Here is a 263-nt window from a genome sequence, read left to right as displayed (position 1 = left end):
TTCGTACTGCTGGACAAGCCAATATTCCAGTCCTCGGACTGGGCACCTGGCAGTCAACCGGTCAAGATTGTATCGATGTCGTTAGCCAAGGTCTTAAGATGGGCTACGAACATATCGATACCGCCCAAGCTTACGGTAATGAATTCGAGGTTGGTCAAGGTATTAAGCAATCGGGCGTCGCTCGTGATAAATTCTTTTTGACCACAAAGATTTTCCCTGATGATATGAAGTTTGAGCCAGAAAAACTCATGGCAGCAGCAAAA

Annotated in this window: 1 protein-coding gene; it reads left to right on the top strand. The window is 46.0% G+C overall.

What is annotated here, in order from left to right; genetic code table 11:
* Positions 1-263 (top strand): aldo/keto reductase (locus tag AAEY55_RS18415; protein WP_350552701.1); only part of this gene is annotated, 263 nt, incomplete at both ends.

It is taken from the genome of Pseudoalteromonas sp. 120-MNA-CIBAN-0494, assembly GCF_040308885.1.
Classification (GTDB): domain Bacteria; phylum Pseudomonadota; class Gammaproteobacteria; order Enterobacterales; family Alteromonadaceae; genus Pseudoalteromonas; species Pseudoalteromonas nigrifaciens.
This window is presented reverse-complemented; position numbering and strand designations above follow the sequence as displayed.